Origin of the sequence: Xanthomonas sp. 1678 (assembly GCF_031455575.1) — a bacterium.
Classification (GTDB): domain Bacteria; phylum Pseudomonadota; class Gammaproteobacteria; order Xanthomonadales; family Xanthomonadaceae; genus Xanthomonas_A.
In genome coordinates this window covers 122,176-146,741 of sequence record NZ_JAVDSZ010000005.1, presented here as the reverse complement: position 1 = coordinate 146,741, position 24,566 = coordinate 122,176, and the positions used below count along the sequence as shown (strand labels likewise).

Sequence of the window (24,566 nt, the reverse complement as noted above, 5' to 3'; positions counted from 1 at the left end):
CGATCACATAAACGCCGGGCATCAAGGGGAACCGAATGAGCGACTCACGCACTGCGGCGCCGTCCGCGCACACCGCCCACGCCGCCCTGCTGTCGAAGGAACGCATCGTCGCCGGGCCGGGATTCAACCGCTGGCTGGTGCCGCCGGCGGCGCTGGCGATCCATCTGTGCATCGGCATGGCCTACGGGTTCAGCGTGTTCTGGCTGCCCCTGTCCAAGGCGCTGGGGATCACCGAGGCGGTGGCGTGCCCGGCGGACATGGGCTTCTTCGCGCGCATCGTGTCGGCCAGCTGCGACTGGAAGATCAGCGAGCTGCAGTGGATGTACACGCTGTTCTTCGTACTGCTGGGCTGCTCGGCGGCGCTGTGGGGCGGCTGGCTGGAACGCGCCGGCCCGCGCAAGGCCGGGGTGGTCTCGGCGCTGTGCTGGTGCGGCGGGCTGGTGATCTCGGCGCTGGGCATCCATCTGCACCAGATCTGGATGCTGTGGCTGGGGTCGGGGGTGATCGGCGGCATCGGCCTGGGCCTGGGCTACATCTCGCCGGTGTCCACGCTGATCAAGTGGTTCCCGGACCGCCGCGGCATGGCCACCGGCATGGCGATCATGGGCTTCGGCGGCGGCGCGATGATCGGCAGCCCGCTGGCCGATGCGCTGATGCGCCATTTCGCCGGCCCGGCGTCGGTGGGGGTGATGGAGACCTTCCTGGTCATGGCCGCGCTGTACTTCGTATTCATGATGGCCGGCGCGTTCGGCTACCGGGTGCCGCCCAGCGGCTGGACCCCCGCCGGCTGGACCGCGCCGGCGGCCAGCGCCAACGCGATGATCACCGCCCACCACGTGCACGTGAAGAAGGTCTGGGGCATCCCGCAGTTCTGGCTGCTGTGGGGCGTGCTGTGCCTGAACGTGTCGGCCGGCATCGGCGTGATCGGCATGGCCTCGCCGATGCTGCAGGAAGTGTTCGGCGGACGCCTGATCGGCGTGGACGCCGGCTTCGGCAGCCTGGACACCGCGCAGCTGGCCGCCATCGCCGCCATCGCCGCCGGCTTCACCGGCCTGCTCAGCCTGTTCAACATCGGCGGGCGCTTCTTCTGGGCCAGCATGTCCGACAAGCTCGGCCGCAAGCACACCTACACCGTGTTCTTCGTGCTCGGCATCGTCCTGTACGCGGCGGCGCCGTGGGCCGGCAAGATCGGCGGCACCGCGTTGTTCGTCGGCATCTTCTGCGTGATCCTGTCGATGTACGGCGGCGGTTTCGCCACCATCCCGGCCTACCTGGCCGACCTGTTCGGCACGCAGATGGTCGGCGCCATCCATGGCCGCCTGCTGACCGCCTGGGCCACCGCCGGCATCCTCGGCCCGGTGGTGGTCGGCTATATGCGCGAATACCAGCTGGGCCTGGGCCTGCCGCCCTCACAGGTGTACAACACCACGATGTACATTCTGGCCGGGATGCTGGTGCTGGGCCTGGTCTGCAACCTGCTGGTACGGCCGGTGGCGGCCAAGCACTTCATGACGGCGCAGGAACTGGCGGCGGAGAAGCAGCTGGCGCACGAGAAGGTCGGCAGCAACGGCCAATCGGCGCTGGATGCGGCGCAGCTGGCGCAGGTCGGCCACGGCGGCAACCCGCTGCTGGTGGCGCTGGCCTGGCTGGCGGTCGCGGTGCCGATGCTGTGGGGCATCTGGATCACGCTGCAGAAGGCGTTCGTGCTGTTCCGTTGATTTTTTGCGAAAGGGGGGCGTCACCATGTACTCGCGTGCGTCTTCCCGGCCCGGCGCCGTCGCGCGCGGCGTGCGCCGCCATCGCGACGGACGGACCGCCGTGACCCAGGATCTGGTGGCGGCCGAGGTCCCGGTGGCGTTCGCCTACAACGGCGAGCCGTTCGTGGTGATGATGGCCACCCCGGAAGACCTGCACGACTTCGCGCTGGGCTTCTCGCTCAGCGAGGGCATCGTCGAGGACCCGGCGCAGCTGCATATCGCCAGCGTCGACACGTTTCTGGAAGGGGTCTCGCTGCAACTGCAGATTCCGCCGGCGCATGCCGCGGCCTTGCAGGCGCGGCGCCGCAATCTGCAGGGCCGCAGCGGCTGCGGGGTCTGCGGCAGCGAATCGATCGAGGCGGTGCTGCGCGCGCCGCGGCCGCTGCCGGCCGGCACCGCGATCGCGCCGGCGGCGCTGGCGCGTGCGCTGCGCGAGCTGCGCCAGCGGCAGACGCTCAATGCGATCACCGGCGCCACCCACGCCGCCGCCTGGGCCGCCGCCGATGGCGGCGTGCAGCTGGCGCGCGAGGACGTCGGCCGCCACAACGCGCTGGACAAGCTGATCGGCGCGCTGGCGAGCGCCGGCATCGATCCGGCCGGCGGCTTCGCCGTGGTCACCAGCCGCGCCAGCTACGAGATGGCGATGAAGGCCGCGCAGGCCGGTATCCCGTTGCTGGCCGCCATTTCCGCACCCACCGCGCTGGCGATCGCGCTGGCCGACAGCGCCGGCCTGACCCTGATCGGTTTCGCCCGCGACCACGATTACGTCGTCTACAGCCATCCGCAGCGCCTGACCCAGGCCGAGCACGCCGGAGAGCCCGCATGAGCAAGAAAACCATCCAGCCCTACACGCAACCGGCCGGCGGCTGGGGCGCGCTGCGCGCCGTCGCCAAGCACCTGATGCAGCAGGACGTGGCGGTGCAGGGCTCCAAGACCCTGCTGCACGTCAACCAGCCCGACGGCTTCGACTGCCCCGGCTGCGCCTGGCCCGACCGCGACCACACCTCGACCTTCGAGTTCTGCGAGAACGGCGCCAAGGCGGTGGCCGCCGAATCCACCGCGCGCCGCGCCACACCGGAACTGTTCGCGCAGCACAGCGTCGCGCAGCTGGCCAAGTACAGCGACTACTGGCTGGAAGGGCAGGGCCGGCTGACCCATCCGCTGCGCTACGACAGCGCCAGCGACCACTACCTGCCGGTGAGCTGGGACGACGCGTTCGCGCTGATCGCCGGCCACCTCAACGGCCTGGCCTCGCCGGACCAGGCGATCTTCTACACCTCCGGGCGCACCAGCAACGAGGCCGCGTTCCTGTACCAGCTGTTCGTGCGCGAGTTCGGCACCAACAACTTCCCCGACTGCTCGAACATGTGCCACGAGCCGTCCGGCACCGCGCTGAAGGCGCAGATCGGCGTGGGCAAGGGCACCGTGTCGCTGCACGACTTCGAACTGGCCGATGCGATCTTCATCTTCGGCCAGAACCCGGGCACCAACCATCCGCGCATGCTCGGCGAGCTGCGCCAGGCGGCCAAGCGCGGCGCCGCGATCGTGTCGTTCAATCCGCTGCGCGAGCGCGGCCTGGAGAAGTTCGCCGATCCGCAGGACAAGCTGCAGATGCTGCACAACGGCTCCACGCGGATTTCCTCGGACTATTTCCAGCTGAAGATCGGCGGCGACCTGGCCGCGGTCAAGGGCATCATCAAGCACGTGCTGGAGCGCGACGCCGAAGCGGCGCGCGCGGCGCGGCCGCGGCTGCTGGACCTGGAATTCATCGGCCAGCACACCGCCAACTTCGACGCCTTCGCCGCCGACGTGATCGCCGAGCCGTGGTCGGTCATCGTCGAGGAATCCGGGCTGAGCGAGGCCGAACTGCGCCACGCCGGCGAGATCTACCTGAAATCGGAGCGGCTGATCGCCTGCTGGGGCATGGGCATCACCCAGCACAAGCACTCGGTGGCGACGATCCACATGATCGCCAACCTGCTGCTGCTGCGCGGCCATCTCGGCCGCCCCGGCGCCGGCGCCTGTCCGGTGCGCGGCCACAGCAACGTGCAGGGCGACCGCACGATGATGATCTACGAGAAGCCGCCGGAGGCGTTCCTGGACCGGTTGCAGGCGGTGTTCGGCTTCGATCCGCCGCGCGCGCCCGGCTTCGACACGGTCGGCGCGATCGAGGCGATGCTCGACGGCCGCGCCAAGACCTTCTTCGGCATGGGCGGCAATTTCGCCACCGCCACCCCCGACACCGAGGCCACGCACCGCGCGCTGCGCCGCTGCGACCTCACCGTGCACGTGACCACCAAGCTCAACCGCAGCCACCTGGTGCACGGCCGCGACGCGCTGATCCTGCCGTGCCTGGGCCGCACCGAGATTGACATCCAGGAGGCCGGGCCGCAGGGCGTCACCGTCGAGGACTCGATGAGCATGGTGCACCTGTCGGCCGGCATCAATCCGCCGGCCTCGCCGGAGCTGCTGTCGGAGCCGGCGATCGTCGCGCGCCTGGCCGAAGCCACGCTCGGCACGCGCAGCGCGATCCGCTGGCGCTGGCTGGTCGCCGACTACGACCGCATCCGCGACCTGATCGCGCAGGTGTTCGTGGACTTCGCCGATTTCAACGCGCGGGTGCGCGTGCCCGGCGGCTTCCGCTTGTCCAACACCGCGCGCGACCGCGTGTGGGAGACGCCGGAAGGCCGCGCGGTGTTCAAGGCGCACCCGGTGCCGACCGACAACCCGATCCACCGCGCGCGCCGCCAGCGTCCCGAGCAGCCGGTGTTCACCCTGGCCACCACGCGTTCGCACGACCAGTACAACACCACCATCTACGGCCTGGACGACCGCTATCGCGGCGTGTTCGGCGAGCGCCGGGTGCTGTTCATCAATGCCGCCGACATCGCCGACCTGGGCCTGCAGGCCGGCGCCTGGGTCGACCTGGAAAGCCTCGGCGAGGACGGCGTGCAGCGCCATGCCAAGCGCTTCCTGCTGGTGGAGTACAACATCCCGCGCGGCTGCCTGGCGGCCTACTACCCGGAGACCAACGGCCTGGTGCCGCTGTCCAGCTTCGCCGACGAGGCGCGCACGCCGACCTCCAAGTCGATCCCGGTGGTGGTGACGCCGCACCTGGCCGAGGCCGCCGACGCGGCGCCGCGCGACATCGGCGTGGCGCTTGTCCGCTGATCCGGCGCTGACCCGGGCGCTGCTCGAGGCGCTGGCGCCGGAGCCGGAAGGCATCGCCCTCGCGCGGCTGTGCAAGCGCATCGGCGTGCGCATGAGCGTGCTGCTGCGCACCCTGGCCTGGCTGGGCGAAGCCAACCTGGACGGACGCCCCGGGCCGGGCTGGATCCGGGTGGAGACGCGCGGCGAGCGCGAGGTCGCGGTGCTGACCGCCGCCGGCCGCGCGCAACTGCCGCACTGAGCGCAGGCCACATCGCGCTGCGTGGCCTTGGCCGATCTGCCAGAATCGGGCGGTTTCCCGTCGATCCCGCCGCCATGACCGCTGCCGCGCTGCCCGTTTCGCCCCTCAATTCGCCGCGCCGCGTGCTGCTGGCCAGCCTGGTCGGCACCACCATCGAGTTCTTCGATTTCTACATCTACGCCACCGCCGCGGTGCTGGTGTTCCCGACCCTGTTCTTCCCCGCCGGCGACGCCGACGCGGCACGGCTGCAGTCGCTGGCGACCTTCGCCGTGGCCTTCGTCGCGCGGCCGCTGGGCTCGGCGCTGTTCGGCCATTTCGGCGACCGCGTCGGGCGCAAGGCCACGCTGGTGGCGGCGCTGCTGACCATGGGCCTGTCGACGGTGCTGATCGGGTTGCTGCCCAGCTACGCCCGCATCGGCATGTGGGCGCCGGCGCTGCTGGTGCTGTGCCGCTTCGGCCAGGGCCTGGGACTGGGCGGGGAATGGGGCGGGGCGGTGCTGCTGGCGACCGAGAACGCGCCGCCGGGCAAGCGCGCCTGGTACGGCATGTTCCCGCAACTGGGCGCGCCGCTGGGCTTCCTGCTGTGCTCGGGCATCTTCCTGCTGCTCGGCGCGCTGCTCGACGATGCGCAGTTCATGCAGTGGGGCTGGCGCATTCCGTTCGTGGCCAGTTCGCTGCTGGTGGTGACCGGGCTGTGGGTGCGCCTGCGCATCCACGAGACGCCGGACTTCCAGCGCGCGCTGGACCGCAACGAGCGGGTGCGGCTGCCGATGTGGACGGTGCTGTCGCGGCATACCGGGGCGATGCTGCTGGGCACGCTCGGGGTGTTCGCCACCTTCGTGCTGTTCTACCTGATGACCGTGTTCGCGCTGGGCTACGGCACTTCGGCGCTGGGCTACAGCCGCGAGCAGTTCCTGTTGCTGCAGATGGTCGGCATCCTGTTCTTCGCCGCCGGCATCCCGCTGTCGGCGCATTTCGGCGACCGCCGCGGCACGCGCCTGGCGATGATCGTGGCCAGCGTCGCCATCGTCCTGTTCGGGCTGGGCTTCGCGCCGCTGTTTCAGGCCGGGCAGCCGTGGCAGGTGCTGGCGTTCCTGTCGCTGGGGTTCTTCTTCATGGGCCTGACCTACGGCCCGTGCGGCACCTTGCTGGCCGAGCTGTACCCGGTGCCGGTGCGCTACACCGGCGCCTCGCTGTCGTTCAACCTGGCCGGCATCATCGGCGCGGCGCCGGCGCCGTACGTGGCCAGCTGGCTGGCCCAGCACTACGGGCTGCAGTGGGTGGGCTACTACCTCAGCGCCGCGGCGCTGCTGACCCTGCTTGCGCTGGTGGCGATCCGCGCCGCGCGCCGCTGAGCCGCGGCGCACTCACCACAGCGCGTCGCGCAGCTTGTACCAGGACATCGCCGCCACCAGCAGCGGGGTGCGCAACAGGCGCCCGCCGGGAAACGGCGCGTGCGGGATCCTGGCGAACAGGTCCAGGCGTTGCGCCTGTCCGGCGATGGCGGAGGCGATGACCTCGCCGGCCAGGCCGGTGGCGGCCACGCCGTGGCCGGAGAAGCCCTGCGCGAAGTAGACGTTCGGGGTCAGCCGGCCCCAGTGCGGGGCGCGGTTGCGGGTGATGTCGACATAGCCGCCCCACACGTAGTCCAGTTCGACCTCGCGCAACTGCGGGAATACCCGGCGCATGCGCCGGGTCATGACCCCGCGCAGGCCCGGCGGCGGCAACGACGAATAGCTGGCGCGGCCGCCGAACAGCAGGCGGTGGTCGCGGCTGAGGCGGAAATAGTCCAGCGCCCAGTTCACGTCGGCCACCGCCATGTCGTTGCCGATCAGCTCGCGCGCCAGCGCCGCGCCCAGCGGCGCGCTGGCGCCGATGTAGGTGCCGACCGGCATGATCCGCGACTCCAGTTCCGGCGCGATGCCGCGCAGCCAGGCGTTGCCGGCCAGCACCGCGAACTCGGCCTGCACCTCGCCGTGCGCGCTGCGCAGGATCGGCCGCGCGCCGCGCACCAGCGCGGTCACCGGCGACTGCTCGTAGATGCGCACGCCGGCGGCCAGCGCCGCGCGCGCCAGCCCGCGCGCGTACTCGAGCGGGTGCAGATGGCCGCTGGCCGGGTCGTACATCGCGCCCAGGTAGCGCTCGCTGCGCAGCTGCTCGCGCAACTGCGCGCGATCCCACCACTGCAGCGGATAGTCGTATCGCTGCGCCATCTCGACGATGCCGGCCTGCAGCGCGCGCACCTGGCGCGGCTTGATCGCCACGTGCGCATGGCCGTCGCGCCAGTCGCAGGCGATGGCATGACGCTGGATGCGGCTGCGCAGCAGCTGCATGCCGTCGCGCGAGAAGTCGAACAGCAGCCGCGCCTCCGCGCTGCCGAGCAGCGCCTCCAGCGTGTGCTGCTCGCAGCCGTAGCCGACGATGGCCTGGCCGCCATTGCGCCCGGACGCCCCCCAGCCGACCCGCTGCGCTTCCACGATCGCGACCTGATAGCCGGCCTCGGCCAGCGCCAGCGCCGCGCTCAGCCCGGTATAGCCGGCGCCGAGGATGCACACGTCGGCGCGCACCTGGCCGCGCAGCGGCGGCTGCGGCGGGAGCGGCGTGGCGCTGGTGGCGTACCAGTTGTCGGGACCGGGGACCGGGGACCGGGGACCCGGGGGGCTGGACGCGCGCTGCAACTCATCGTGACGATCGGACATGATGCTCGGGTTCTCGGCTCTTGGCTTTTCCGGGTCCCCGGTCCCTGGTCCCCGGTCCCGGCTCGACACTCACACTGTCCGCAAATACCACCGATAATCCAGATCGCTCACCTGCGCATGGAAATCCAGCATCTCGCGCCGCTTCTGCTGGCCGTAGACGTGGCGGAAGCGGGGGCCGAACTGGTCGGCGACGAAGTCGCTGCCGAGGAATCCGGCGATCGCGCCGCGCCAGTCCGGATGGCGGATGTCGGTCTGTTCGTAGGCGTTGCCCTGCACCGGCGGGCCGGGGTCGAAACCGTGCTGCAGGCCGTGTTCGATGCCGGCCAGCACCGCCGCGGCGACCAGGTAGGGATTGGCGTCGGCGCCGGCGATGCGGTGTTCGATGCGGGTGTTGGCCGGGTCGCTGTGCGGCACGCGCATCGCCACGGTGCGGTTGTTGAAGCCCCAACTGTCGTTGAGCGGCACGAACGCATTGGGCACGAAGCGGCGGTAGCTGTTGGCGTGCGGGGCGAACAGCAGCAGGCAGTCGTCGGCGCTGCGCTGCAGGCCGCCGATGGCATGGCGCAGCGCGTCGGCCGGCGCCTGCACGGTGCCGGCGAAGACGTTGGCGCCGGCCGCGTCGAGCAGGCTCACGTGCAGGTGCAGGCCGCTGCCGGACTGCGCCGCGAACGGCTTGGCCATGAAGCTGGCGAGCAGGTCCTGCTGCTGCGCGATCGCCTTGATCGCGCGCTTCAGCAGCACCGCGTCGTCGCAGGCGGCCAGGGCGTCGCCGCGGTGTTTGAGGTTGATTTCGAACTGGCCGGGCGCGTACTCGGCGACCGCGGTATCGGCGGGGATGCCCTGCGCGCGGCAGGCCTGCGCGACCGCGTCGGTGAAGCCGCGCTGGTCGTCCAGTTCCTGCATGTAGTAGACCTGGGTGCTGTCGTTGCGCAGCCCGGTCTGTGCCTGCAGCGGCGGTTGCGGCCGGCCGTGCGCGTCGGCGCGCGGATCGAACAGGTAGAACTCCAGCTCCACCGCGATCACCGGGGTCAGCCCGCGCGCGCGCAGCCGCGCCAGCACCCGCGCCAGCACTTCGCGCGGGGCGAACTCCAGCGGGCTGCCAGCGTCGTCTTGCATCGCCAGCAGCAGCTGCGCCGACGGCACCGGCGCCCACGGCACCGGCTGCAGCGTGCCGGGGATCGGGAAGCACAGCCGGTCCTCGTCGCCGATGTCGTAGCCCAGGCCGGTCTCCTCCACCGTATTGCCGGTGATGTCGGTGGCGATCAGCGACATCGGCAGGCACACCCCGTCGCGATAGACCTTGTCCAGCGCGTCGCGGGTGATGCGCTTGCCACGCAGCAGGCCGTTGCCGTCCGGCAGCAGCAGGTCGATCTGTTCGCAGCCGGGGATGCGCTGCAGGGTCTGGGCGTCGTCCGGGGGCAGGTGCGGAGCGTCGTGCGTGCGGGTCATGGCGGCGGCCTGCGGGAGTGTGGCGAGCTTAGCAGAGCCATGCGCGCGTCAAGAATACTCAACAGGCGGAGTGTCGGGCGGAAGCGCAGGATGGCGTCGGGTCCGCGCGTTTGCTGTCCTGAGTAGCGCATGCACTGTAATAAACAGCGCTATGGCGTGTGCGGGCGACCGCGCCACGCAATCTGGTGCCAACCGCACGCCGAGGCCGCGTGTTGTAAAAATAAAACGCCCGGGGTAACTTGCGGCCACGCCACACGAGTTCTTCGCATGGCCGTATCGCCCCTGGTCGGCCTGCCGACCGATCGCAAGCTCATCGGCCAGCATCCGTTCCTGGTCGCTGGGGAAAAGTATCTGCGCGCGGCCGTCGACGGCGCCGGGGTGACCCCGGTGCTGCTGCCGTCGCTGCAGCCGCCGGTCGCGGCGCGCGACTGGCTGGCGCGGCTGGACGGCCTGCTGCTGACCGGCGCGATCAGCAACATCGAACCGCACCACTACAGCGACGAGCCGAGCTGGCTCGGCAATCCGCACGATCCGGCACGCGACGCCAATACGCTGGACCTGATCCCGCAGGCGATCTCGCTCGGCCTGCCGATCCTGGCGATCTGCCGCGGTTTCCAGGAAGTCAACGTCGCCCTGGGCGGCACCCTGCACCAGAAAGTGCACGCGGTGTCGGGGCTGTCCGATCATCGCGAAGACAACCAGGCGGCGCTGGAGCTGCAGTACGCGCCGGCGCACGACGTGATCCTGAGCGAGGGCGGCTGGCTGGCGGAGATCGCCGGCAGTACGCGTGCGCGGGTCAATTCGCTGCACGGGCAGGGCGTGGCCCGGCTCGGCGGCGACCTCATCGTGGAGGCGCTGGCGCCGGACGGGCTGATCGAGGCGTTCCGCGGCGTCGGTCCGGGCTTCCTGCTGGGCGTACAGTGGCACCCGGAATGGCGTGTCCTCGACGACCCGTTCTATCTCGGCATCTTCCAATCCTTCGGCGATGCCTGTCGCCACTACGCGGCTCGCCGCACGCACTGAATCGATATTCCCCCATGGCCAGCCGACCGCGTTCCCGCAAGAACACCCCCGAACAGCAGGAGAGCTCGCTGCGCCGCTGGCTGAAGGACCGCCACATCACCGAGGTCGAGTGCCTGGTGCCGGACATCACCGGCAACGCGCGCGGCAAGATCATTCCCGCGGCCAAGTTCTCGCACGACTACGGCACGCGCCTGCCCGAGGGCATCTTCGCCACCACCGTCACCGGCGAGTATCCGGACGACTACTACGACCTGACCTCGCCGTCGGATTCGGACATGCAGCTGCGCCCGGATCCGGACACGGTGCGGATGGTGCCGTGGGCCACCGACCCCACCGCGCAGGTGATCCATGACTGCTACACCAAGGACGGCCAACCGCACGACCTGGCGCCGCGCAACGTGCTGCGCGGCGTGCTGCAGGCGTATGCGGAGCTCGGCCTGAAGCCCGTGGTCGCCCCGGAGCTGGAATTCTTCCTGGTGCAGAAGAACACCGATCCGGACTTCCCGCTGCTGCCGCCGGCCGGCCGCTCGGGGCGGCCGGAGACGGCGCGGCAGTCGTACTCGATCGACGCGGTCAACGAGTTCGACCCGATCCTGGACCTGATGTACGACTACTGCGACGCGATGGAGCTGGACGTGGACACCTTGATCCACGAATCCGGCGCGGCGCAGCTGGAGGTCAACTTCACCCATTCCGACGCGCTGTCGCGCGCCGACCAGGTGTTCCTGTTCAAGCGCACGATGCGCGAGGCGGCGATGCGCCACGGCGTCTACGCCACCTTCCTGGCCAAGCCGATGGAGAACGAGCCGGGCAGTGCGATGCACATCCACCAGAGCCTGGTCGATAAGAACGGCAAGAACGTGTTCAGCGGCCGCCGCGCCGGCGAGTACAGCCGCACCTTCGCGCACTACCTGGCCGGGTTGCAGAAGTACGTGCCGATGGCGATGGCGCTGCTGGCGCCGAACGTCAACTCCTACCGCCGGCTGATGTTCGGCGAGGTGTCGCCGAGCAACGTGCTGTGGGGATTCGACAACCGCACCTGCGGGCTGCGGGTGCCGATCGACACGATCGAGAACATGCGGGTGGAGAGCCGTTTCGCCGGTTCGGACGCCAATCCGTATCTGGCGATGGCGGCGACGCTGGCCTGCGGATTGCTGGGCATCCGCGAGAAGCTGGAGCCGACCGAGCCGATCAGCGGCAACGGCAAGGAGATGGGCTATCAGTTGCCGCGTTCGCTGGGCGAGGCGCTGGACGAGCTGGAGCGGTGCGTGCCGCTGCAGGAGATGCTGGGGCCGCGCTTCGTGCGCGCCTACATTTCGGTCAAGCGCAAGGAATACGAGACGTTCTTCCGGGTGATCAGTTCGTGGGAACGGGAGTTCCTGCTGCTCAACGTGTGAGGTGGCCATCCGTCTTGTGACGGAGCAGCTATGAGCGGTAAACCCTCTTAGGACTTTGCTGTTGCTGTTGCTGTTGTTGTTGTTGTTGCCCGGCTGTGGCTTTGGCTTGGATTGGCTGTCGCTTTAGCTTTTGCCTTACCGGGTTCCCTTCCGTAGCGGCGAACCAGGCGGGAAAAACCCGAAGGGCGGCGCACATGGATGTGCGCCGTCCGCGGTAGGGGCAGGATGCCCCTTCCGCGGATCCCGTCTGGTTCGCGGACCCGGAGCGCGCAGCGCGGAGGGCGCGGAGGCAGGGTGTGCTTTCTTTTGGTTACTTTTCTTTGCACAAGCAAAGAAAAGTGACCCGCGCAGCGGAAGCTTTGCTCCTGCTCCTGCTCCTGCTCCTGCTTCGTATGCTCATGTTGTTGTTCAGGCTTGCAAGCAAAGGCAAAGGCAAAGGCTTTCGCCTTGGGGCGAGTCACTTTTCTTTGCTCGCGCAAAGAAAAGTAACCAAAAGAAAGCGCGCCCTGCCTAGCGCCCTCCGCGCTGCGCGCTCCGGGTCCGCGTCCATAGCGGGGATTCGCGGAAGGGGCATCCTGCCCCTGCCGCGAACGGCGCACATCCTTGTGCGCCGCCCCTTCGGGGTTTTTCCCCGCCATGGCCGCCGCTGCGGAAGGGAACCCGGTAAGTCAAAAGCAATTGCAAAGGCAACAGCCAAAGCCAAAGCGACAGCAAGAGCAGGAACAGCAAGAACAAGAGCAGCAAGAACAGAGCAGCAAGAACAAGAGCAGCAAGAACAGCAGCAACGGCCATAACAACAGCGGTAGCAACAGGTACAACCACGAGCACGGAGTGGACATGGATCGGATAGACACGCGGGCCCTGCAGGACCTGGATGCGGCGCATCACCTGCACCCGTTCAACGACAACGCCGCGTTGGCCCAGAAAGGCACGCGCATCCTCACCCGCGGCGACGGCGCCTACGTCTGGGACGCCGACGGCAACAAGCTGCTCGACGCCTTCGCCGGGCTGTGGTGCGTCAACGTCGGCTACGGACGCAAGGAGTTGGGCCAGGCCGCCGCGCGGCAGATGGAACAGCTGGCGTACTACAACAGCTTCTTCCAGTGCACCACCGAACCCACCATCCGCCTGGCCGCCAAACTCGCCGAACTCACCCCCGGCGACCTCGACCATGCCTTCTTCACCAACTCCGGCTCCGAGGCCAACGACACCATCCTGCGCCTGGTAAGGCACTTCTGGGCCGTGCAGGACCAGCCGCAGAAGAGCATCTTCATCGGCCGCCACGACGGCTACCACGGCACCACCATGGCCGGCGCCAGCCTCGGCGGCATGAAGGGCATGCACCGCCAGGGCGGGCTGCCCATTCCCGACATCCACCATATCGACCCGCCGTACCCATTCGGCGACGGCGGCGATCTGGATCCGGAGGAATACGGCCTGCTGGCCGCGCGCCGGCTCGAGGACAAGATCCTGGAGCTGGGGCCGCAGCGCGTGGCCGCGTTCATCGGCGAGCCGATCATGGGCGCGATCGGCGTCTACGTCCCGCCGCGCAGCTACTGGCCGGAGATCGAGCGCATCTGCCGCCGCTACGACGTGCTGCTGGTCGCCGACGAAGTGATCTGCGGTTTCGGCCGCACCGGCGAATGGTTCGGCGCGCAGCATTTCGGTTTCCAGCCAGACGTGATGACCATCGCCAAGGGCATCACCTCCGGCTACATCCCGCTCGGCGCGGCGATGTTCGGCAAGCGCGTGGCGACGGTGCTGAAGGAGCAGGGGGGCGAGCTGGCGCACGGTTGCACCTATTCGGGGCATCCGGTGTGCGCGGCGGTGGCGCTGGAGAACCTGCGCCTGCTGCAGGACGAGGGCATCGTCGCCCGCGCGCGCGACGAGATCGCGCCGTACCTGGCGCAGCGCTGGGCCGAGCTGGGCGAGCACCGGCTGGTGGGCGAGGCGCGCATCGTCGGCATGATCGGCGCGCTCGAGCTGGTCCCGGACAAGCCGCGCCGGCACTATTTTCCCGACCGCGGCAAGGTCGGCGCGCTGTGCCGCGACCACGCGCTGCGCCGCGGCCTGATCCTGCGCGCGACCAACGATGCGATGCTGCTGTCGCCGCCGCTGATCCTCAGCCGCGCCCAGGTCGACGAACTGTTCGACAAGGCCTGGCTGGCGCTGGAGGACACCGCGCAGGCGCTGGGCAAATAGGCCGGCGCTGGTTAGTCTGGGCCGTCAGCCCCTGACTCGGCCGCGCGGCGCCGCGGCGTGTATCTTCCGATCTTCCCCACGGACCTGCGGAGACCTGCAATGAAGCTGCGACTGCTCACTCTTTCCCTTTCTGCGGCGCTGCTCGCCTCCTGTGGCGGTTCCGGCGGCGGGGAGGGCGGCAAGCCCGCGGCGGGCGAAGACCAGGTGCTCAACGTCTACAACTACTCGGACTACATCGCCGAGAACACCATCCCCGAGTTCGAGAAGGCCAGCGGGGTCAAGGTCACCTACGACGTGTTCGACAGCGACGAGATGGTCGAGACCAAGCTGCTGGCCGGCGGCAGCGGCTACGACGTGGTGGTGCCGACACTGAACTTCTTCGGCCGGCAGATCCAGGCCGGCGTGTTCCTGCCGCTGGACAAGAGCAAGATCCCGAACCTGGCCAACCTGGACCCGGAAATCATGCAGCGCATCGCGCAGCAGGATCCCGGCAACAAGTACGGCGTGCCGTACATGGTCGGCACCACCGGCATTGGCTACAACGTGGACAAGGTCAAGGCCGCGTTCGGTAGCACCGACATCGCCAACAGCTGGGACCTGGTGTTCAAGCCGGAGAACATCGCCAAGCTCAAGGACTGCGGCGTCACCATCCTCGATACCCCGTCGGACCTGATCCCGATCGCGCTGCACTACCAGGGCGAGGATCCGCACAGCACCGACACCGCCAAGATCGAGAAGGCCGCGGCGCTGATCAAGAGCATCCGCCCGTACGTGCAGAACTTCCACTCCTCGCAATACGTGACCTCGCTGGCCAACGGCAGCACCTGCCTGGCGGTGGGCTGGTCGGGCGACATCATCCAGGCGCGCGACCGCGCCGAGGAAGCCAAGAACGGCGTGCATGTGGCCTATTCGATTCCCAAGGAAGGCGCGCCGCAGTGGTTCGACATGCTGGCGATCCCGAAGGATGCCAAGCATCCGGAGAACGCCTACAAGTTCATCAACTACCTGTTGACCCCCGAGGTGGCCGCGGCCAACAGCGACTTCATCCACTACGCCAACCCGGTGCCGAAGGCGACGCCGCTGGTGGATGCGGCGATCCGCAACGACCCGACCATCTATCCGCCGCCGGAGGTGGCGGCGAAGATGTTCACCTATGCGATCAACCCGCCGGAGGTGGACAAGCTGTACACCCGCCTGTGGACGGAGATCAAGACCGGCCGCTGAGCCGGTCGCGTCCGTGGTCCATGGCGCGGCGCGACGGCGCGGTGCCTGCACGCAGTACGGCCGCGCCGCGCGCGGCCGCCGAAGGGGAGGACCACCGGGATGCGCGCCATGTGCGCGTCCCGCCAACCGCCGCCCGCAACGGGCGGCATGGAGACGACGATGAAGCGGCGAGCGATAGCGGGGATGGTGGCGGTGCTGTGCCTGGCCGGTTGCGGCGAAGCGGGCCGGCAGGGCGACGCGACGGATGCGGCCGGCGATGCGAAGCAACTGAACGTCTACAACTGGTCGGACTACATCGCCGAGGGCAGCGTGCCCGGCTTCGAACGGCACAGCGGCGTCCACGTCACCTACGACGTGTTCGACAGCAATGAGGTACTGGAGGCCAAGCTGCTGGCCGGCGGCAGCGGCTACGACGTAGTGGTGCCGTCGTTGAGTTTCCTCGGCCGGCAGATCCAGGCCGGCGTGTTCCTGCCGCTGGACAAGAGCAAGATCCCGAACCTGGCCAATCTGGACCCGGCGATGATGCAGCGCATCGCCCAGCAGGACCCGGGCAACACCTATGCGGTGCCGTACCTGTGGGGTACCACCGGCATCGGCTACAACGTCGACAAGATCCAGGCCGCGTTCGGCACCACCGATGTGGTCAACAGCTGGGACCTGGTGTTCAAGCCGGAGAACCTGGCCAAGCTCAAGGACTGCGGAGTGACCTTCCTCGACACCGCCTCGGAGATCGTGCCGACGGTGCTGCACTACCTGGGCGAGGACCCGAACAGCACCGATCCGAAGGTGATCGAGAAGGCCGCGGCCAAGCTCAAGGAAATCCGCCCCTACATCCAGAACTTCCATTCCTCGCAGTACATCGACGCGCTGGCCAAGGGCAGCACCTGCCTGGTGGTGGGCTGGTCCGGCGACATCCTGCAGGCGCGCGACCGCGCCGAGGAGGCCAAGAACGGCGTGCACATCGCCTATTCGATTCCGAAGGAAGGCGCGCTGCAGTTCTTCGACATGCTGGCCATCCCCAAGGACGCCAAGCATCCGGAGAACGCCTACCAGTTCATCAACTACCTGCTGACCCCGGAAGTGGCCGCGGCCAACACCAACTTCGTCAGCTATCCGAACGCGGTGCCCAAGTCGCTGCCGCTGATCGATGCGGCCATCAGCGGCGACCGCACCATCTACCCGCCGGCGGAGGTGCAGGCCAAGCTGTTCGCACTGGCGGTGATGCCGCCGGAAGTGGACCGCCAGTACACGCGGCTGTGGACGGAGCTGAAGACGGGACGCTGAGCGGCTCGCAGCAGATGATTGGCCCCTCTCCCTGCGGGAGAGGGGTTGGGGTGAGGGTACGGCCGCGCCGGAGAGTTGCAGGTCTGGGGAGATCACGCTGTCGCCATCTCGCAGCCCTCGCAATGACCGGATAGCACGCATGTTGCCCGTACCCTCATCCGCCCTTCGGGCACCTTCCCCCAAGAAGGGGGCCATGGTCCCGAGGGGAGAAGGGAGTTGTGCGACGCCTCCGCACCTGCAATGGCTCAGCCTGCCGTACAGCAACGACGCCATGATTTCCCTCTCCCTGCGGGAGAGGGGTAGGGGTGAGGGTACGGCGGTGCTGGGAAGTTGCAGATCTTGGGAGATCACGCTGTCGCCATCTCGCAGCCCTCTCGCAATGACGGATAGCGCGCGTGTTTGCCCGTACCCTCATCCGCCCTTCGGGCACCTTCCCCCAAGGGGAGAAGGGACGTCGTCGGTCGCTGTGGCAGGCAAGATCGGTAGATGTGCCCCGCGGAGCCCATGCCGGCGCCCTAAATGCCGCCATCGGCGGCATTCACACAATCTGGACTCGCCGGTACAGATACTTGTGTCGTCCGTACGCCACCGTCTGGTGGAGGGCCGGCGGGTGCGGTGCATGGCCGTGCTCTGCCAGGCACCTGCGGTGACGCTCCCTCCAATCCTCCCCCAGGAACCGCGACTTGAGCACCCACGACCCAGATCCCACGCAGACGCAACGGCAGGCGGCTTCGGACGGTGGCTGGGCCGCGCTGGCCCAGGACGATGGCAAGCAGCCGGACAAGCCCTCGCCGCTGAAGAACCCCAAGGTGAAATGGACCCTGCTGCTGATCGGCCTGGTGGTCGTGGTCGGCCTGGTCGCGTGGCTGGTGTATTACCTGACCACCGGCCGCTACCTGCAGGAAACCAACAACGCCTATCTGCAGGCCGACGCGGTGGCGGTGGCGCCGCGGGTCAACGGCTACGTGACCGGCGTGTTCGTCGGCGACAACCAGACGGTCAAGGCCGGGCAGCCGCTGCTGCAGATCGACGAGCGCACCTATCGCGCCACGCAGCAGCAGGCGCAGGCCGTGGTCGCGGTGCGCCAGGCCGACATCGCCGCCGCCGAGGCCGCCCTGCAGGCGCAGCGCGCGACGCTGCTGCAGGCGCGCACCCAGGTCACCGCGGCCGCGGCCAGCCTGCGCTTCGCCCAGGCCGAGGCCAGACGCTTCGCGCCGCTGGCCGCGTCCGGCGCCGATACCCACGAGCACTACGAGAGCATCGTCCACGACCGCGACCGCGCCCAGGCCCAGTACGACGCGGCCAAGGCGCAGGTCGCCGCCGCCGAGAGCCAGTTGCAGGCCGCGGGCGCGCAGCTCGACCAGGCCCGTGCCGGGCTGCAGCAGGCGCAGGCCGACGCCGATCAGGCGCAGGTGGCGATGGAGGACACCCGGCTGACCGCGCGCATCGACGGCCGCATCGGCGACAAGACCGTGCAGGTCGGCCAGTTCGTCGCCGCCGGCACCCGCTTGATGAGCGTGGTGCCGGTCGATGCGCTGTACCTGAGCGCCAATTTCAAGGAGACCCAGGTCGGGCTGATGCGGCCCGGGCAGCCGGCGCGGATCGAGGTCGATGCGTTGTCCGGGGTCGAACTGGATGGCGTGGTCGAGAGCATCGCGCCGGGCACGGGCTCGCAGTTCGCGTTGCTGCCGCCGGAGAACGCCACCGGCAACTTCACCAAGGTGGTGCAGCGGGTGCCGGTGCGGATCCGGCTCAAGGCCGGCGCGGAGGCGCGCAAGGTGTTGGTGCCGGGCATGTCGGTGACGGTCACGGTGGATACGCGTGCGGCCAAGGACGCCAAGCAGCGGGTCGAGCAGGAAGGCGAGCAGGGCGAGGGCCGGCCGTGAACGAGGCCGCCGCTGCCCCGGCGGCGGGCGCGGGCGCGCAGCAGAAGGCCGACGCCGGCGCGTGGCTGGCGGTGGCCGCCGGCACCATCGGCTCGTTCATGGCGACGCTGGACATCTCCATCGTCAACGCGGCGCTGCCGACCATCCAGGGCGAGGTCGGCGCCAGCGGCACCGAAGGCACCTGGATCTCCACCGCCTACCTGGTCGCCGAGATCGTGATGATTCCGCTGACCGGCTGGTTCGTGCGCACCCTGGGGCTGCGCAACTTCCTGCTGATCTGCGCGCTGCTGTTCACCTTCTTTTCGGTGGTGTGCGGCTTGTCCAGCAGCCTGAGCATGATGATTCTCGGCCGCGTCGGCCAAGGCTTTGCCGGCGGCGCGCTGATCCCCACCGCGCTGACCATCGTCGCCACGCGCCTGCCGCCTGCGCAGCAGACCATGGGCACGGCGCTGTTCGGCATGACCGTGATCCTGGGGCCGGTGATCGGGCCGCTGCTCGGCGGCTGGCTGACCGAGAACGTCAGCTGGCACTACGCTTTCTTCATCAACGTGCCGATCTGCGCCGGGCTGGTGGCGCTGCTGCTGCTCGGCCTGCCGCACGAGCGCATGAACCTGCGCGGGCTGCTCGATGCCGACTGGCTTGGCATCTTCGGCCTGACCGCCGGGCTCGGCGCGTTGACCGTGGTGCTGGAGGAAGGCCAGCGCGAGCGCTGGTTCGAATCCTCGGAGATCGTGCTGCTGAGCGTGGTGTCGCTGGTCGGCTTCGTCGCCCTGGGCGCCTCGCAGTTCCTTAGCCGGCAACCGGTGATCCGCCTGTCGATCCTGCGGCAGCGCAGTTTCGGCGCGGTGTTCGTGATGGTGATGGCGGTGGGCATGATCCTGTTCGGGGTCATGTACATGATCCCGCAGTTCCTGGCCACGATCTCCGGCTACAACACCGAGCAGTCCGGCTACGTGGTGCTGCTGTCCGGCGTGCCGACGGTGCTGCTGATGCCGTTGATGCCGAAGATGCTGATGCGCGTGGATGTGCGCATGCTGGTGATCGGCGGGCTGAGCTGTTTCGCCGTGGCCTGCTTCGTCAACATGCGCCTCAGCGCCGAGTCGGTGGGTATGCATTTCGTGGCCGGCCAGTTGTTGCAGGGCTGCGGCCTGGCGCTGGCGATGATGTCGCTGAACCAGGCCGCGATCTCCTCGGTGCCGCCGGACCTGGCCGGCGACGCCTCCGGCCTGTTCAACGCCGCGCGCAACATGGGCGGCTCGATCGGCCTGGCGCTGATCTCCACCTTCCAGGAGCGGCGCATGGTGTTCCACACGCAGATGATCGGCAGCGGCACCAGCGCCAACTCGCCGCTGGCGCAGGACTACCTGCACGGCGTCGCCGCGCAGCTGCAGTCCAGCGCCGGCGCCGGTGCGGCGATGCAGTCGGTGGCGCAGCTGGCGCGGCTGGTGCAGCAGCAGGCGCTGGTGATGACCTACAACGATCTGTTCTGGATCTTCGGGGTGATCGTGGTGTGCACGATCCCGCTGGCGTTCCTGCTCAAACCGCTGCCCAAGGGCGGCGCTCCGCTCGCGATGCATTGAGGATTCCATGGCCCAGCGCTTTCCCCGTGTTCTCGTCCCTGCCGCGTTGCCGCTGCTGCTGTCGGCGTGCATGCTCGGCCCGGACTACGTGAAGCCGCCGCCGGTGGCCGAGGCCGCGCAGGCGCAGCCGCAGCTGCATCGCGCCGATGCGGTCGCCGCGGCCGCCGGCGTGGTGCCCGCGCCGCCGCCGCAGCGCTGGTGGGAGACGCTGCAGGATCCGCAACTGAACATGCTCGTGGAGCAGGCATTGCACTACAGCCCGAACCTGCGCGCGGCGCAGGCCAAGCTGCGCGCCTCGCGCGCGCTGGTGCAGCAACGCCATGCCGAACAGCTGCCCAGCGTCGGTGCCAACGCCGCCTATCTCAACGCCAGGGCGCCGGATGCGCTGGCCGACGGGCTTGGGTCCATCGCCGCCGGCAGCGGCCAGCAACTGGCGATCGATCCGCGCGCGGAGTTGTACAGCGTCGGCTTCGACGCCAGTTGGGAACTGGACTTCTTCGGCCGCCGCCGCCGCGCCAGCGAAGGCGCGCAGGCCGACGCGCAGGCCGACGAGGCCGAGCTGGCCGACACCCAGGTGCAGCTCGCCGCCGAAGTGGGCCAGGCCTACCTGGGCTATCGCGCGACCCGCGAGCGCATCGCCATCGCCCAGCGCAATCTGCAGGCGGCGCGGCAGACCCTGCAGTTGACCCGGCAGCGCCGCGAGCGCGGCGCCGATGCCGACCTGCAGGTGGAGCGCGTGCAGGCGCAGCTGCAGCAGCAGGAAGCGGTATTGCCGGACCTGCAGGCGCAGGCGAAGGAAGCGCTGGACCAGCTGGCGCTGATGATCGGCCGCGAACCGGGCGCGCTCGACGCGGCCCTGGCCGCGGACCGGCCGCTGCCGACGCTGCCGGCGGTGGTGCCGGTGGACGATGCCGGTTCGCTGATCCGCCGCCGCCCGGACGTGCGCCGCGCCGAGCGCCAGCTGGCGTCCTCGTCGGCGCAGATCGGGCAGGCGCTGAGCGCGTACTTCCCGCAGGTCACCCTGCTCGGCAACATCGGCATGGCCGCGACCTCGCCGGGCGATCTCGGCAGCGACGCGATCAACAGCGTGGTGGCGCCGTTCCTGCGCTGGTCGATCTTCGATTTCGGCGCGACCCGGGCCAAGGTCGAACAGGCCCGCGCCGGCAACGACGCGCGCCTGGCCGCCTACGAAGGCACCGTGCTGGCCGCGCTGCAGGACGCCAACAGCGCGCTGTCGCGGTTCGGCGCCGCGCGCCAGCAGGCGCTGGCCGCGGCCAAGGCCGAAGCGTCGGCGGAGCGTTCGGCGGCGCTGTTGCAGCAGCGTTACGCCGCCGGCGCCTCGTCGCTGATCGATGCGCTGGACGTGCAGCGCCAGCAGGCTTCGGCGCAGGACAGCGCGGTGCAGGCGCGGACCCAGGTGCTGCTGCGCTACGTGGCGCTGCAGAAGAGCCTGGGGCTAGGCTGGGCGCCGCCGCCAGCGCCACCGCCGACGCAGTAGAAAAACGCCCGCGCCGCGGTATCGCCGATGCGGCGGCCGCGGCTACACTGGGATCGGCCACGCGGTGTCCGGCGGCATCGGCGAACCTGCGCGGCGGTGTCTTCCACGGGGAGCAACAGATGGCGTTGAGCGAAGCGAACTCCGATCTTCCGCCGGCTGCGATTCCGGCCGCCGCGGCGCCACCGGCCAAGGGCAGCGGCTACCTGTCCATCGCCGGCCTGCGCAAGGAGTTCGACGGCTTCGTCGCGCTCGACGACGTCGACCTGGATATCCGCAAGGGCGAGATCTTCGCGCTGCTCGGCGGCTCCGGCAGCGGCAAGTCCACGCTGCTGCGCTGCCTGGGCGGGTTCGAACAGCCCAGCCGCGGCCGCATCGTGCTCGACGGCCAGCCGCTGGACGATCTGCCGCCGTACGAGCGCCCGCTCAACATGATGTTCCAGTCCTATGCGCTGTTCCCGCACATGACGGTGGAGCAGAACATCGCCTTCGGGCTGAAGCAGGACGGACTGTCGCGCGCGGCCATCGCCAAGCGCGTGGGCGAGATGCTGGAGCTGGTGCGGCTGGACAAGCTCGGCAAGCGCAAGCCGCACCAGCTCTCCGGCGGCCAGCAGCAGCGCGTGGCGCTGGCGCGCTCGCTGGCCAAGGGGCCCAAGCTGCTGCTGCTGGACGAGCCGATGGGCGCGCTGGACAAGAAGCTGCGCTCGCAGATGCAGCTGGAACTGGTCAACATCATCGAAACCTCCGGGGTGACCTGCGTGATGGTCACCCACGACCAGGAGGAGGCGATGACCATGGCCACCCGCATCGCGCTGATGGACGCCGGCTGGATCCAGCAGGTCGGCACCCCCGACGAGATCTACGAGCAGCCGGCCAACCGCTTCGCCGCCGAGTTCATCGGCTCGGTGAACCTGATCGACGCGGTCATCGACGAGGACCTGCCGGAGTACGTGACCCTGCGCACGGGCGCGTTTGCCGACAGCATCTACGTCGGCCACGGCATCACCGGCATCACCGGTCAGCCGGTGTCGTTCGCGGTGCGCCCGGAGAAGCTGGGTATCGGCAAGCAGGCGCCGGCGCAGGCGTACAACAAGGCGCAGGGCACGATCGAGGACATCGCCTACTTCGGCAGCCATTCGGTCTACCACGTGCGCCTGCCCAGCGGCTTCAAGCTGATGGCCAACTTCACCAACCAGCAGCGCTGGGCCAGCGACAACCTGACCTGGGGCGATGCGGTATGGGTGTGGTGGGGCGACAACGACGGCGTGGTGCTGACCGCATGAGCGCGCCCGCCGCCTCGGCCGCGCCTGCCGCGCCCCCCATGCCGCCGCGGCGCACGCTGCTGCAGCGCCTGCGGCGCCTGCCCGGCGCGCGCTGGGCGGTGATCGCCGCGCCGTACCTGTGGCTGCTGCTGTTCTTCGCGATCCCGTTCCTGATCGTGCTGCGCATCTCCTTCGCCGAGCAGGCGATCAGCAGCCCGCCGTACAGTGCGTTGCTGGACTACAGCGACGGCGTGCTGACGCTGAAGTTCACCCTGCAGAACTACATGGCGCTGTTTCGCGACAGCCAATACATCGCCGCCTACTGGGGCTCGATCAAGATCGCCGGGATCTCGACCTTGTTGACCCTGCTGATCGGCTATCCGATGGCCTACGTGATCGCGCGCATGTCGCCGGCGTCGCGCAACATCGCGATGATGCTGGTGGTGCTGCCGTCGTGGACCTCGTTCCTGATCCGCGTCTATGCCTGGATCGGCATCCTCGACAGCAACGGGGTGCTCAACCGCACGCTGCTGGCGCTGGGGTTGATCGAGCAGCCGCTGCGGATCCTGTACACGCCGATCGCCGCCTACATCGGCATCGTCTACTGCTATCTGCCGTTCATGGTGCTGCCGCTGTACGCCACGCTGGTCAAGCAGGACCACCGCCTGCTGGAAGCCGCCTACGACCTGGGCGCACGGCCGTGGAAGGCGTTCTTGACCATCACCCTGCCGATGTCGCGCCCGGGCATCGTCGCCGGCTGCATGCTAGTGATGATTCCGGCGGTGGGCGAGTTCGTGATCCCGGAAATGCTCGGCGGCCCGGACACGTTGATGATCGGCCGGGTGCTGTGGGGCGAGTTCTTCAACAACCGCGACTGGCCGGCGGCCTCGGCGGTGGCGATCGCGATGCTGGCGCTGCTGATGGTGCCGATCCTGATCTTCAACCGCTACCAGCAGCGCCAGCTCGAAGGCGGTCAGGCGTGAGCGGCGCGGGCGCGCTGCGCGGCGGGCGGGTGCTGCGCTGGACGGTGCTGACCGGCGGCTTCGCCTTCCTGTACCTGCCGATCCTGCTGTTGATGGTGTATTCGTTCAATTCCTCCAAGCTGGCCACGGTGTGGGCCGGGTTCTCGACCAAGTGGTACGGCGAACTGCTGCGCGACCGGCAGATCCTGCAGGCGGCGTGGATCAGCCTGAAGGTCGCGTTCTGGACCGCGACCGCGGCGATGGTGATCGGCACGCTGGCGGCGATGGTGATGACCCGTTTCCGCCGCTTCCCCAGCAAGAGCCTGTTCGGCGCGCTGGTGACCGCGCCGCTGGTGATGCCGGAGGTGATCATCGGCCTGTCGATCATGATGATGCTGGTGTCGATGGGCGGGCTGATCGGCATCCCGCCCAAGGGCGTCACCGCGATCTGGGCCGCGCATGTCACCTTCACCCTGTCCTTCGTCACCGTGGTGGTGTCCTCGCGCCTGCAGGAACTGGACCGCTCGCTGGAAGAGGCGGCGATGGACCTGGGCGCGAACCGGCTCAAGGTGTTCTTCCTGATCACCTTGCCGATCATCGCCCCGGCGCTGGTGTCCGGCTGGCTGCTGGCGTTCACCCTGTCGCTGGACGACGTGGTGATCGCCAACTTCGTCGCCGGGCCGAACTCGACCACGCTGCCGATGACCGTGTTCTCCTCGGTGCGGATGGGGCTGAAGCCGAAAATCAACGCGCTGGCCACGCTGATGGTGCTGGCGGTGTCGCTCGCCGCGTTCGTCGGTTGGTGGCTGATGGCGCGCAGCGAGAAGCGCCGCCAGCGCGACATCCAGCTGGCGTTGCAGCAGGGCGGGTAGCGGATGCTGCTTTTCTGTAGGAGCGGCTTCAGCCGCGACCGTGCCTTACCGGTAACATCCGGTCG

19 protein-coding genes are annotated in these 24,566 nt (G+C 69.1%); 16 read left to right on the top strand and 3 right to left on the bottom strand.

Annotated elements, in window-relative coordinates:
* The first annotated feature begins 35 nt into the window (after nucleotides 1–35).
* From J2Y70_RS11360 to J2Y70_RS11340, 5 genes are all read left to right on the top strand, one after another.
* The gene (locus J2Y70_RS11360; RefSeq protein WP_263394977.1) at nucleotides 36–1,718 is read left to right on the top strand and encodes an OFA family MFS transporter; all 1,683 of its coding nucleotides are present in this window, start codon (nucleotides 36–38) and stop codon (nucleotides 1,716–1,718) included.
* Nucleotides 1,719–1,743: 25 nt separating this feature from the next.
* Nucleotides 1,744–2,583, top strand: coding sequence for a formate dehydrogenase accessory sulfurtransferase FdhD (gene fdhD / locus J2Y70_RS11355; protein ID WP_309917332.1), 840 nt, complete (start codon nucleotides 1,744–1,746; stop codon nucleotides 2,581–2,583).
* Nucleotides 2,580–4,928 carry an FdhF/YdeP family oxidoreductase gene (locus J2Y70_RS11350; RefSeq protein ID WP_309917329.1) on the top strand — a complete coding sequence of 783 codons (2,349 nt, stop codon included), beginning with the start codon at nucleotides 2,580–2,582 and terminating at the stop codon, nucleotides 4,926–4,928. The genes fdhD and J2Y70_RS11350 overlap by 4 nt, the downstream gene beginning before the upstream one ends.
* Entirely contained in the window at nucleotides 4,918–5,166 is a 249-nt protein-coding gene (locus tag J2Y70_RS11345; protein WP_309917325.1) for a hypothetical protein, read from the top strand. The genes J2Y70_RS11350 and J2Y70_RS11345 overlap by 11 nt, the downstream gene beginning before the upstream one ends.
* 74 nt (nucleotides 5,167–5,240) lie before the next feature.
* Complete coding sequence (locus J2Y70_RS11340; protein ID WP_309917322.1) at nucleotides 5,241–6,521, top strand: MFS transporter; 1,281 nt, start codon at nucleotides 5,241–5,243, stop codon at nucleotides 6,519–6,521.
* 12 nt (nucleotides 6,522–6,533) lie between these two features.
* On the opposite strand, the gene J2Y70_RS11335 is transcribed toward J2Y70_RS11340, so the two are convergent.
* Together J2Y70_RS11335 and J2Y70_RS11330 are read right to left on the bottom strand one after the other, a co-directional pair.
* Entirely contained in the window at nucleotides 6,534–7,733 is a 1,200-nt protein-coding gene (locus J2Y70_RS11335; protein ID WP_309917726.1) for an FAD-binding oxidoreductase, read from the bottom strand.
* A 201-nt stretch (nucleotides 7,734–7,934) separates the two neighbouring features.
* Nucleotides 7,935–9,314: a glutamine synthetase family protein gene (locus tag J2Y70_RS11330; RefSeq protein ID WP_309917319.1), complete on the bottom strand. Its 1,380-nt coding sequence runs from the start codon at nucleotides 9,312–9,314 to the stop codon at nucleotides 7,935–7,937.
* 267 nt (nucleotides 9,315–9,581) lie between these two features.
* On the opposite strand from J2Y70_RS11330, the gene J2Y70_RS11325 reads away from it, so the two are divergent.
* Both J2Y70_RS11325 and J2Y70_RS11320 read left to right on the top strand, forming a co-directional pair.
* The gene (locus J2Y70_RS11325; RefSeq protein ID WP_309917316.1) at nucleotides 9,582–10,337 is read left to right on the top strand and encodes a gamma-glutamyl-gamma-aminobutyrate hydrolase family protein; all 756 of its coding nucleotides are present in this window, start codon (nucleotides 9,582–9,584) and stop codon (nucleotides 10,335–10,337) included.
* Between the two features lie 14 nt (nucleotides 10,338–10,351).
* Nucleotides 10,352–11,734: a glutamine synthetase family protein gene (locus J2Y70_RS11320; RefSeq protein ID WP_309917314.1), complete on the top strand. Its 1,383-nt coding sequence runs from the start codon at nucleotides 10,352–10,354 to the stop codon at nucleotides 11,732–11,734.
* A 47-nt stretch (nucleotides 11,735–11,781) separates the two neighbouring features.
* Here J2Y70_RS11320 and J2Y70_RS11315 read toward each other — a convergent pair whose 3' ends face one another.
* Nucleotides 11,782–12,372 (bottom strand): hypothetical protein, encoded by a 591-nt coding sequence (locus J2Y70_RS11315; RefSeq protein WP_309917311.1) that lies wholly within the window; start codon nucleotides 12,370–12,372, stop codon nucleotides 11,782–11,784.
* Between the two features lie 199 nt (nucleotides 12,373–12,571).
* On the opposite strand from J2Y70_RS11315, the gene J2Y70_RS11310 reads away from it, so the two are divergent.
* The 9 genes from J2Y70_RS11310 to J2Y70_RS11270 all read left to right on the top strand — a co-directional run bounded on the left by J2Y70_RS11310 (nucleotide 12,572) and on the right by J2Y70_RS11270 (nucleotide 24,501).
* Entirely contained in the window at nucleotides 12,572–13,936 is a 1,365-nt protein-coding gene (locus J2Y70_RS11310; protein WP_309917308.1) for an aspartate aminotransferase family protein, read from the top strand.
* 99 nt (nucleotides 13,937–14,035) lie between these two features.
* Nucleotides 14,036–15,160 (top strand): polyamine ABC transporter substrate-binding protein, encoded by a 1,125-nt coding sequence (locus J2Y70_RS11305; RefSeq protein ID WP_263394967.1) that lies wholly within the window; start codon nucleotides 14,036–14,038, stop codon nucleotides 15,158–15,160.
* A gap of 159 nt (nucleotides 15,161–15,319) precedes the next feature.
* Nucleotides 15,320–16,444, top strand: a complete 1,125-nt coding sequence (locus J2Y70_RS11300; RefSeq protein WP_309917304.1) for an extracellular solute-binding protein — start codon at nucleotides 15,320–15,322, stop codon at nucleotides 16,442–16,444.
* 752 nt (nucleotides 16,445–17,196) lie between these two features.
* Nucleotides 17,197–18,330 carry an HlyD family secretion protein gene (locus J2Y70_RS11295; protein ID WP_309917723.1) on the top strand — a complete coding sequence of 378 codons (1,134 nt, stop codon included), beginning with the start codon at nucleotides 17,197–17,199 and terminating at the stop codon, nucleotides 18,328–18,330.
* Complete coding sequence (locus tag J2Y70_RS11290) at nucleotides 18,327–19,910, top strand: DHA2 family efflux MFS transporter permease subunit (RefSeq protein ID WP_309917301.1); 1,584 nt, start codon at nucleotides 18,327–18,329, stop codon at nucleotides 19,908–19,910. The genes J2Y70_RS11295 and J2Y70_RS11290 overlap by 4 nt, the downstream gene beginning before the upstream one ends.
* A gap of 7 nt (nucleotides 19,911–19,917) precedes the next feature.
* Complete coding sequence (locus tag J2Y70_RS11285; RefSeq protein WP_309917298.1) at nucleotides 19,918–21,408, top strand: efflux transporter outer membrane subunit; 1,491 nt, start codon at nucleotides 19,918–19,920, stop codon at nucleotides 21,406–21,408.
* Between the two features lie 119 nt (nucleotides 21,409–21,527).
* Nucleotides 21,528–22,688, top strand: coding sequence for a polyamine ABC transporter ATP-binding protein (locus J2Y70_RS11280; RefSeq protein ID WP_309917295.1), 1,161 nt, complete (start codon nucleotides 21,528–21,530; stop codon nucleotides 22,686–22,688).
* Entirely contained in the window at nucleotides 22,685–23,650 is a 966-nt protein-coding gene (locus J2Y70_RS11275; RefSeq protein ID WP_309917292.1) for an ABC transporter permease subunit, read from the top strand. Before J2Y70_RS11280 ends, J2Y70_RS11275 begins: the two co-directional genes overlap by 4 nt.
* Nucleotides 23,647–24,501, top strand: coding sequence for an ABC transporter permease subunit (locus tag J2Y70_RS11270; protein ID WP_263394960.1), 855 nt, complete (start codon nucleotides 23,647–23,649; stop codon nucleotides 24,499–24,501). The genes J2Y70_RS11275 and J2Y70_RS11270 overlap by 4 nt, the downstream gene beginning before the upstream one ends.
* The last annotated feature ends 65 nt before the right edge of the window (nucleotides 24,502–24,566 follow it).